General features: G+C 46.6%; 6 protein-coding genes. 2 read left to right on the top strand and 4 right to left on the bottom strand.

The features are described 5' to 3' along the window. The first annotated feature begins 399 nt into the window (after positions 1–399). Positions 400–1,773: an MATE family efflux transporter gene (locus ACN9MX_RS18195; protein WP_426387533.1), complete on the top strand. Its 1,374-nt coding sequence runs from the start codon at positions 400–402 to the stop codon at positions 1,771–1,773. A gap of 20 nt (positions 1,774–1,793) precedes the next feature. Here ACN9MX_RS18195 and ACN9MX_RS18190 read toward each other — a convergent pair whose 3' ends face one another. The 4 genes from ACN9MX_RS18190 to ACN9MX_RS18175 form a co-directional block, all read right to left on the bottom strand. Next, positions 1,794–2,021, bottom strand: a complete 228-nt coding sequence (locus tag ACN9MX_RS18190) for an MbtH family protein (RefSeq protein ID WP_426387532.1) — start codon at positions 2,019–2,021, stop codon at positions 1,794–1,796. An 85-nt stretch (positions 2,022–2,106) separates the two neighbouring features. Continuing rightward, the gene (locus ACN9MX_RS18185) at positions 2,107–3,030 is read right to left on the bottom strand and encodes an aminotransferase class IV (RefSeq protein WP_426387531.1); all 924 of its coding nucleotides are present in this window, start codon (positions 3,028–3,030) and stop codon (positions 2,107–2,109) included. After that, complete coding sequence (locus tag ACN9MX_RS18180; protein WP_426387530.1) at positions 3,023–8,548, bottom strand: amino acid adenylation domain-containing protein; 5,526 nt, start codon at positions 8,546–8,548, stop codon at positions 3,023–3,025. The genes ACN9MX_RS18185 and ACN9MX_RS18180 overlap by 8 nt, the downstream gene beginning before the upstream one ends. Before the next feature lie 178 nt (positions 8,549–8,726). Continuing rightward, positions 8,727–9,581 carry a phytanoyl-CoA dioxygenase family protein gene (locus tag ACN9MX_RS18175; protein WP_426387529.1) on the bottom strand — a complete coding sequence of 285 codons (855 nt, stop codon included), beginning with the start codon at positions 9,579–9,581 and terminating at the stop codon, positions 8,727–8,729. Between the two features lie 180 nt (positions 9,582–9,761). Between ACN9MX_RS18175 and ACN9MX_RS18170 the strand changes: the two genes are divergently transcribed. Beyond that, the gene (locus ACN9MX_RS18170) at positions 9,762–10,304 is read left to right on the top strand and encodes a VOC family protein (protein ID WP_426387528.1); all 543 of its coding nucleotides are present in this window, start codon (positions 9,762–9,764) and stop codon (positions 10,302–10,304) included. Positions 10,305–10,347: the final 43 nt, after the last annotated feature.

Below are 10,347 nucleotides of genomic sequence, written 5' to 3'. Positions count from 1 at the left end.
CCATGACACCCACCAGCAGACGAAGATCTCATCAAAGAAGCAATTGTATGACTGACCACGAATCGCTCCTGACCGTGCTGAAATTCCCTCAGCCGAGGGGAATGAACATAGACTCAGCTTCAACCATGCCAAGTTGAATCGATCAAAATAACCGATTTTCGTCGTATTTTTCGTATGTTAAGGCTGATCTGTGCGAACAAACCGAAATGCAGCCATTCCGAACCGCCGCGGCGCAACACCTTCTCAATAACGCAATCTGAAACGAATAACCAAGTCTCACTTATCTCAATTTTATCAATACAATCTCGACCAGGAAGATTGAACAAATATCCTTCATCAATAACATCGATAAATATCTTACATATTAAATATAAAGGACAATAAAATGTCGGATATATCATGAAGAGATCGTACGATCTAACTAAGGGATCGATAGTAGCGACCCTATTTTATTTTTCCTTGCCAGTTCTTGGCGCGAATATTGCTCAATCCATTAAAAGCACAGTCAATGCCATTTGGACCGGGCGCCTTCTCGGCGAGGCGGCGTTAGCAGCTATGGCAAGCGCTAACGAAATTATTTTCCTAATGTTTGCCTTAGGCTTCGGCTTCGCAATGGCCACGGCGATCCAAATTGGTCAAAAGGCTGGCGCAGGAGACATGGCAGCATCGCGCCGCATATTCGGGACCGGACTAACACTCCTCTCCCTCGGTTCAACCCTCATCGCGATACTTGGCTGGCTCTTTACGGACACCCTCTTAAACTCGATAGGGACGCCGCCTGAGGCCCGTGCGTTTGCTGAGAATTATTTACGGATTGTCTTTCTAGCCCTACCGCCCACATTCTCCATTGTGCTCATCATATCAGCTCTACAAGCCATAGGAGATACAGTAACGCCATTACGTTTCATGGCATTGGATGCAATCTTAGATGCAAGTTTATCACCTATACTAATGCAAGGTTTGGGACCATTGCCACGAATGGGCATTACAGGTGCAGCGATAGCAACGGTGATCGCCAATTACGCAGTGCTCACCTTGCTCATTACCCATATCTACAGAAACGACATTCCAATACGGCTACGGCGATCCGAACTTCAGTTTCTCGTACCCAACGCAGTCTTCTTAAGAAGCATTCTTTTCAAGGGGTTTCCGCTCGGACTGCAAATGCTGATATCAACCCTTTCAAGTCTTGTTATGATTGTCTTGATAAATCAGCGAGGAGTTGACGTCGCAGCGGCCTATGGAACTTCAAACCTGCTTTGGAGCTACATTCAAATGCCAGTAATCGCAATTGGCGCTGGCGTTTCAGCCATGGTCGCCCAAAGCATCGGAGCCAATAATTGGCCGAGGGTCGGCCAAATTACAAAATCAGGCCTTCTTATCGCCCTCTTTGTAACCTGCATCGGAACCTCAATCCTTTTAATCTCCGGAAAACAACTCTCAGCAATCATTCTAGGACAAAATATCCAAACCATTGAAATTGCCCATCATATAAATACAATTTCATGTTGGAGCTTTTTCTTCTCCAGCTTTACCGTAATACTCTTTTCCACGATGCGTGCGAACGGCGTCGTATCCGCACCCCTTCTGATTTTGATAGCAGGCACCCTTGTAGGTCGCTTCGCTTTCGCTTGGTGGCTTCTCTCTGTTGGCAAGGACACTCTTTGGTGGAGCTTCCCGTTTGGCTCGGGAATGACCGCTGTAATTGCATGGTTCTATTACCGCCATGGAACATGGCGGACGCGAACCGAGCACACAACTCAATCGAGCTAATATATTCAACTTTCAAAATACTACTCTTCGGCTGACTGCCCCTGCTCCATCTTACGCACTAGAGACAAAGGCCTCATATCGGTCCATTCCGAATTTACATAATCCAAACACCCTGCCTTAGGCGCAGGACCAAAGCGCTGGAACCAACCTTCAGGTATACTTGCGAATACCGGCCATATCGAATACTGTCCTTCATCATTCACAAGAACCAAAAATTCTGCGTCTTCATTATCAAACGGATTTGACATATCAAATAATTCCTTTAAATATTGCAAATATAAGCAGATTGCATATTATGAATAACGACTATTCAATTATATTTGATAAAATAATTTATGACACAACTTCTGAAAATCTTCCTAATATTGACTGGAATAATTGATCCGACACAGTATTAAGCTCTCTTCTTCCAATGCGCGTAACACCGCGCATTTCCATCAGCGTCGAGCATAAAAATGCTCCAGACATCCCATCAACTTCGGACGCATGAATTTCTAATTCTTCGACTTCAATGTCAATTTCTCGACATAAATCGAGAATAAATGATCGTGTAATCCCAGGAAATATATCGGACGTCAATTTGGGTGTAATAATTTTTTCATCCTTAATAAAGAAAATATTCGCAGCAGATGCCTCGGTTATAAACCCTGACCTATCTAACATAATGCCATCATCGAAACCCGATCGAGAAGCATTTAAGCGAGCGTTAAAACTATTCACATAAACGCCGCAGACCTTCGTTTGAGGCGGCACAGCCAGACTCGAAATGCGTTCGATCGGTGATATTTGGCAAGCTAAAGGCGCCCCTATCTCTCGTTGATCACCCATCTTGACGGTGAAGATAGTCACGTCAGCCGGCTGATCCATACCACCCGTCACCCATAATTCTGGTGCGCGGCGATAGGCAATGGGGCGCACATATTGGGTCGATCCCTCAACCGATTTGAGGAGCTCCTCTATACCCTGCAATAAATCGGAAGCCGTCCATGTGAATTTAAGATCTATCTTCTTTGCACCTGCGATAAATCTCTCAACATGCTCAACTCCTTTATGCAGATAGAAATTATTTCCCTTCCAATACGCCATCATTCCATCAAATATACCAAGTCCAAGATGGAGTGACAGGCTAGCAATAGATGGTGCGGCGGTTTCGCGTTCAACACACTTCCCGTTGACCCACGCCAAACGACTAACGTCAGTCACCCCGTGAGATGATGGAGTATAATCAAATATTTCTGCATTTTTTTCTCTATTCATAATTATCTCCTCGGAAAGAATTTCCTAATGACAAATAATCCTGAATAAATGATGATGCCTCCTCCGCCCCAGATAAGCTTAACATATCCATATGTTCTTTTTCAGAATACTTTACGATCATCGAGCCAATTCTGTCTCCCCAAATAAATATAGGGTTTTTATCATGATCAGATGCCCGAATAAAGAGAACTTCACCTGAAAAAATATCTGTCGGATCCTCTTCTACCAATAGCATATTTTCCTTTATCTTTTGATAAACATGGGATCGCTTCATCACTGCTGGCCCCAATGAGTGGACGTAGTCAGTCATCGCGTTACAGCGCCAATCCTGCTCCTCATCGAAGACTGGCAGCTGGCGCGGCGCTGGATAAGCATCCAACATTACCAATGAAAACACATTTTCAGGTCCAAGGCGACAGGCGACTTTATGTGCGATCGTCCCTCCTAGAGACCAACCAAGCAGACGGTAAGGGCCTTCAGGTTGCAGCTTTCGAATATTGACCAAATGTAGATCGGCGAGTTCCTCTAGAGTGGTGTATGGCGGCAATCTTAGAGATTGCAGGCCACACATTCGCCGGAATTCGAAGCTGCTGGCCAAGGGAATATAGCTCCATGAGACCCCACCTATGGGATGAAAACAGAAAATGTTCTCATCCATCTCCCTGCCTTCCCCCATTATCGCCACTTCGGAAAATGGATCCTCAGGTGCTGCCGTAATTATTGCGTCGCTAAGACCTCTGATCGTCGACTTCTTCTGCAAATCCTGGTGAACAAACTGCAAACCAAGGCGTGCCTCAATTTGTCGGCGAATGACTGCGAGCTTTTGCGACCCTACGGGCAACGCCAATATGTCGTCATCTATGCCCAAATCTGGAATCTCTAAAAGGCCTCTCGCTGCTTCCGCAACCAATGCCAAATGCGGGTTATTTTGCTCAACATTGGTAATGAATGGCTGCTCGAATTTGCTAACTTCACCAACTTCAGGATCCGGGAAGATATTCGAAGCATGAAGCGCAATAGCCTCCAGAGCCTCCATCCAAAGATTTGACAGCCCTTCGATCTCTGAATGCTCAAATAAATCAGACGCCCATGTCCAAGTGCTGGAAACGTTAGGAGCTCCTTCGTGAAGACTTATTACAGCCGTAACTTCAATCGAATGTCCAAGTGACGTACTTGCGCCGATGCTGCCACCAATAGGAGATACATCGCTTTCAAGCAGTAATTTAGAGGGTAGAGCAGTATCGAACCGCCCTAAATAATTAAATGCAATTTGTGGACTGGGAGCCGTCTTCAAAGAGTTGGCACTCTCGGTATTAAGGTAGCGCAATTGCCCATATCCTATCCCTTGTCGCGGGACCTCGCTTAATTGCTCTCGAACACGCCTGAACGCTCTCACAATATCCGCCTTATTGGAAAGCATATCTTCAGACACGGCCAAGCCAGGATCGATAGAAATGGGATAAAGGCTTGTAAACCAACCGACTGTATGTGAAAGATCGATCTCTGGCTCGATCTGCTCTCGACCGTGCCCTTCAACGTCGAGGAGAAGATTGCTGGTAAATGCGACGCCACGATGCGAGCGCCATTGCAAGACTGCGATGGCCAAGGCCGTCAAAAGAACTACGTTTATGTCTGCCTCAAAATCATCCCGTGCCGCCACGATTAATCGATCACTGGCACCATGCGTAAGGCGCTTAGTAAATGATTTTGACGTTTCAAAGGTGTCACTCTCCGGAGAAAGAGCTCGTGAAGAGAGCGGCGGATCATCGGACATCACTATGCGCTGCCAAAACGGCAATTCCGACATTGTTTCAGGCTTATGAGCATTCTCTAGCAATACAGATGCCCAAAGGGCGAACGGAGTACCCGAAAATGAGAGCTGCGGTGGATGATCGTTCAAAAGTGCTTCTAGAATACTTTCGAAATCAGATACAATTATCCTCCAAGAAACGCCATCAACGGCAAGGTGATGAATTATAAAAACCACCTGTCCTTCGCCTCGACCACCGCCTTGACTCCATACGATCCTGACAAGGTCCCCATCGGTTGGGGAGAGAGCCGCAGCCGCGACTTGGCAAGCTTCCGTCAGTTGAATATCGAGTGCCTTACCTAATCGAGGTGACTTTAGTTCAACTAAAATATCAGACACACGAACACTACCAACAGGCTTTACTTGGAGATTCCCATTACCAATGATCTTAATTCTCAACGCATCATGATGATCAATCAAGAATTGAGCTGCGGCTTCAATGTGCTGTCTAGAAACTCTTCCTGGTAGTCGAACAGAAAAGGACTGAGTAAAGTGAGCGTCCGGTGATCTTTCGAAGAACCACGCCATGATCGGTGTCACCGGTATAATCTTTGGAAGGATAACCTCGCGCTTCATAGGAACAATCGATGACACCGCCGATAGTGACGCGAGATCGCGAGGAGTCGGAAATCTAAATACATCCCCTGCTGTTATAATTAAGCCCGCCTTTCGCGCCCGCCCCACCAACTGGATAGAGAGAATGCTATCACCACCCATGCGAAAGAAGTTGTCAGTTACGCCGACTTCCGCAAGCCCGAGAACCTCACAAAAAAGCGTGACAAAAAGTGCCTCACTTTCGCTTGCGGGAGCAGATTTATCTTTTGACTGAAAATTGGGCAGAGGTAATGACGCTACATCCAATTTTCCGCTTCTTGTTTTAGGAAACTTCGTTACAAATATTAGTGAGGATGGTAGAAGATGTGGAGGAAGTTTATCCGCTAGGCGCTTAAGGAAATAGTTTTCATTGAGGGTTACGCCTTGAGCGGCGAGGACATAGGCGAGGAGAAGACCCCTTCCTGATGCATCCATATGGACAACGACTGCCGCATCCGAAATACCTTCTTCACAACGCAATACTTCTTCGATCTCACCCAGTTCTATCCGAAATCCCCGAAGCTTGACCTGTCGATCTCGGCGTCCGCGAAACTCAATCGTTCCGTTGGGCAACCAACGCGCAAGATCCCCTGTTCTATACATTCGGTTTCCTCGTTGAGAAAACGGGCTTGCAACAAAGCGATCCGCAGTAAGATCGGGACGCCGCCAGTACCCTCGAGCCAACGGCAAGCCCCCAAGATACAAGTCTCCGGTAACACCCTCTGCAACCGGCCTCAGCGCGTCGTCGAGAATATAAATTTCGGCATTCCAAATGGGTCCGCCAATAGGGATGGATGCCCCAACTTCTGTCCCTTCGCGCCAAGCTGTAACGTCGATTGCTGCTTCAGTGGGACCATAGAGGTTACTAAGCCGTAATCGATCAAACTTGATCATGGTATCGTACAGATCAAGCGGCAGCACTTCACCGCTACAAATAACCTCGCGCACCTGCAGACCCTCGAATGTCGATTGCGACAAATATGCCCGCAACATCGACGGGACGAAATGGACTACCGTCACACCACGTTTCTCCATCACTTTCGCGAGATATTCGGGATCTTTATGACCTTCCGGACGACATATTATTACGGATCCGCCACTGATGAGAGAACAGAATAATTCCCACACTGACACATCAAATGTAATGGGAGTCTTCTGCAATATTCGATCCTGACTGCAGAATTTGTAGGCACTCTGCATCCAAAGAAGACGGTTTACACAAGCTTCGTGCGTAACCGCGACCCCCTTTGGCTTCCCCGTCGAGCCAGATGTATAAATTAAATACGCCACATTTTGTGGTGTGACCCTATATTCTTGATCGGATTTAGAGAATTCGTAATATCCGATAACCTCAAATTCTTCGTCCGATAAGAATTTGTCGAGGGATATTTTAGGAATATCGCTCTTGATCTCTAATAGTTTTTCTTCAAAACCAACGATGCACACCGGCGACGCATCAATTAGCATTTCGGTGACGCGCGCCGCCGGAGAGTCAAGATCTAGCGGAAGGTAGGCCGCACCAGCCTTCATTATAGCTAGCAGCGAAGCAATGAGTTCTGCTGAACGCGGGAATGCCACAGCCACAATGGTTTCTGGTCCAACTCCAACATTTTTGAGGATATCGGCGAGCCGCCCGACAGCTTGTGCCAGATCCCCGTAATTCAGCACGCGATCTTCATCATAAATGGCCACCGAAATGGGTGATTCCGCCGCCTGTATCTCAAACAGCTCGTGAACACATCCACTAGATGGTGGATGCTCCTCCCCTCTCCCCTGACTTAAAATTTCCGAATGCTCAATTTCTGATAAAATCCGAAAATCTTGAAGCCTAAGCTCCGGAGATTGGGATATTTCTTCAAGAGTAAATATGAGCTTCTTCAAAATTTCTTCCGCTTTACCTTTCACGATGATATCTGGGTTATAGGATAATGTAATTGATATCTTTCGTCCCGGAACAACTATGAGAGTAAGCGGATAATGTGAAATATTACCGCCAAAACCGGGTACCGGTATGACCTTAAGGGCTTGAGATTCTTCTATGTAATTTTGACCTGATGGATAGTTTTCAAATACGACAAGAGTGTCGAATAAATTTCCACCACCTGCTACACGCTGAATTTCGTCCAAACCCACGTGACTATATGGCAATAGCTCTACTTGTTCATTTTGAAGGCGATTAGCTAGCTCCCTCATTGTTTCTTGTAGGTTTATCTGGAATCTTAGAGGAACAGTGTTTATAAAAAGCCCGATCGCGTTTTCGATATCTTCTATTTCAGCAGGCCGGGATGCTCTTGTTACACCGAAGCACACATCCCTCGTTCCAGACAAATAGCTCAACGTAATAGCCCAACTTGCTTGGATGAGAGTGCTCATCGTCAGGCCGGTTGAGCGAGCAAAACGGGTCAATTCCGCTGTTCGGGTTTCGGTGAGCTCAGCCAGCGATGAAGCTGGGCCGGACTTCGTTGTCGCCCCACTCGCTTCTGGAAAAAGAAGCGCACGCCCGTCCATAGTCGCAAACACCGACGCCCACTTAGCGCGCGCGCGTTCCGAATCAACGCTATTTAACCAGCCAAGATAGTCTGCATAGGGAACGACTGGACCGAGGGAGCTATTGGGATAATAGTAGATATGAAACAACTCACGCATCAACATGCTGCTTGACCAGCCATCAAGCAAAAGATGATGAAAGCTCATAAGAAATCTATGCCTCTGCATCTCCATTCTAATGAGCTTGAAACGAATATTTGAAGGTTTGCTAATAGAAAAAGGTTCTAGATACTCGGCTTTCTGAACATTCAATGCTTCGCGATCAGGCTCCGGTGAACTACTCAAGTCGCAGATTGTCCAAGGATTTTCTACCTCATCAACAATGACTTGTATGGGCTCATTCATTGAACCTGTCACGAAACCCGCCCTTAACGTAGAATGGCGTGCAAGAATTCTCTGCGCCGCAGATTGTAGTGCTTGAACATCCAGTGGACCGACAAGCTCAACCGCAATCTGGACTTGATAAACTTCAGGGCGATCCCCATTCATTGCGTGAAAGAGAAGTCCCTTTTGAAGTGGAGACAGCGGAAGTAACTGTTCTATTTTAGCCACTTTCGAATTCTCCACTAATTATGGATGGATTACAATAAGTATTATTTTTTAATTCACTAATACGATTACCAATACATTTATATCAAAATATATAAATTTCATTCAATGTATAATTAAGTTTTCAAATCATCTTTGGATAAACAGTGACCGAAAATCGATTTTTTTAAATTTCAACATTACGTCATATTAACGATCAATTCGTAATTAACGGTTCACTCCAATATGAACATAAAGCACCGTCTTGCCGCGGATGTTTTGGCACATTGCTCGTTCGGCGAAACACATTCGCTACAAGTATTCTGGTTTGATTGCTCTCGTTCGGACGTGATGCGTGCAGGTTCCGGGAATCCAAGAGCCAAACAGAGCCAGGAGGACCTACAAGCGCCTTTCTTTGATACGCTCGTTCATATTCCGCCAAAAAACTTTGTTTAATCTGTATCGACAAGTTAGCTGCCGTATCGCCTTCGTACTTTCCCTCTTGCCTGTCACCAAATTCCGCCTCATCCAACAGCTGCCGAAGCGAGACATTGTGGGCTCCGACCCAAGTGTAAGCAGCGCCATTCGTTTCAGTTTGTTCCGTAAGAGCAATGAAGACCGAAACAATTCCGCACGGATCAGGCACCCCATCAAGGAAATGCCAAAACGCAATGTCACGATGCGCATCCCATCTGTCTCCAAGGCCTTGGGGTGCCTTAGGATTGCACTTGGTTTGGTGAAAAACTATCGCTTCGCCTAGCACTGAGCGAACGGCATCCAACACCCTTGCGTCACGTGCAAATTGAGTCAGCATCGGGGATGCGTTTTCCCAACCCATCAAACTGCGAACGTTCGCAGATTCGTCCTCTTCAATCACTTTTGCTTCGTCGGGCAAAAGTGTCATTACCCTCTCAAACTCAAGCACTAACGCTGCAGCTTCCTCGATCGAGAATCTCTGCCCTAGATCCACAAAGCCATCTCGGTGGAATATATCGAGCTCTTGGCCAGTAAGCTGACTCCGCCCAATAATTGGAACCGCACCTTGGAACGAGTTCTCTTCGATGAGATCCATTCACGCTCTCCCTCGATTCGAGCAGCCTAACGCATAGCAGATTGGTCCATTCAAAAAAGGCTTATATTACATACGTATAAATGGTAGCGATGCGTTCGCCATAACGTGAGAAGTCGACTGGACCTGGCGGCAATTCGACGTTCGCGTCATGATTTCGCCACATTTCCGAAAGGACCAATTATGCACGAGATAGCTGGATCTAATGAAGAGATACACTCTTCCTCAACGGAGCGTGCAGTTATTACGCTTCCGTTCGATGTACATGCGATTGATCACGTAGCGATCGCAGTCAGCAATCTTGAAGGTTCATTAGAAATTTACTGCGGAATTTTAGGATTTACCGAAATAGAACGCAGGATTACGCGCGGCCAATCGACCGGAATGCATTCTGCTGTTCTCCGTAAAGGCAAAGCTGTAGTTGTTTTAGTTCAGGGTGTCGAGCCAGATTCTCAAGTTAGCAGATTTGTCGAACGGTTCGGTGAAGGCGTTCAGCATATTGCTTTCGAGGTTTCCGATTTAGACGAAGCAATCCGACACGCAGAGGCAAATGGGTTGCGGTCAGAAACAGGCTTGCTCGAGGATCACGGAATTCGCCAGACATTTCTTGAACGGCGTGCTGGGGTCGGACCACGAATCGAACTTATTGAACGCCGGGGTGGTAAATTTACAGATGACAGTGTTGAACGTCTGTTCCGTGCGATGGAAGAGGCAAACCTTGTCTAATCCAATGCGGCAGAATCGAGCGGGGAGTAGGCAGAAGTTCGCG

The sequence above is a fragment of the Sphingobium sp. R-21 genome (assembly GCF_049913335.1).
Lineage (GTDB): Bacteria > Pseudomonadota > Alphaproteobacteria > Sphingomonadales > Sphingomonadaceae > Sphingobium.
The sequence above is the reverse complement of the archived record's forward strand: the minus strand, read 5'-3'. Positions and strand labels throughout refer to the sequence as shown.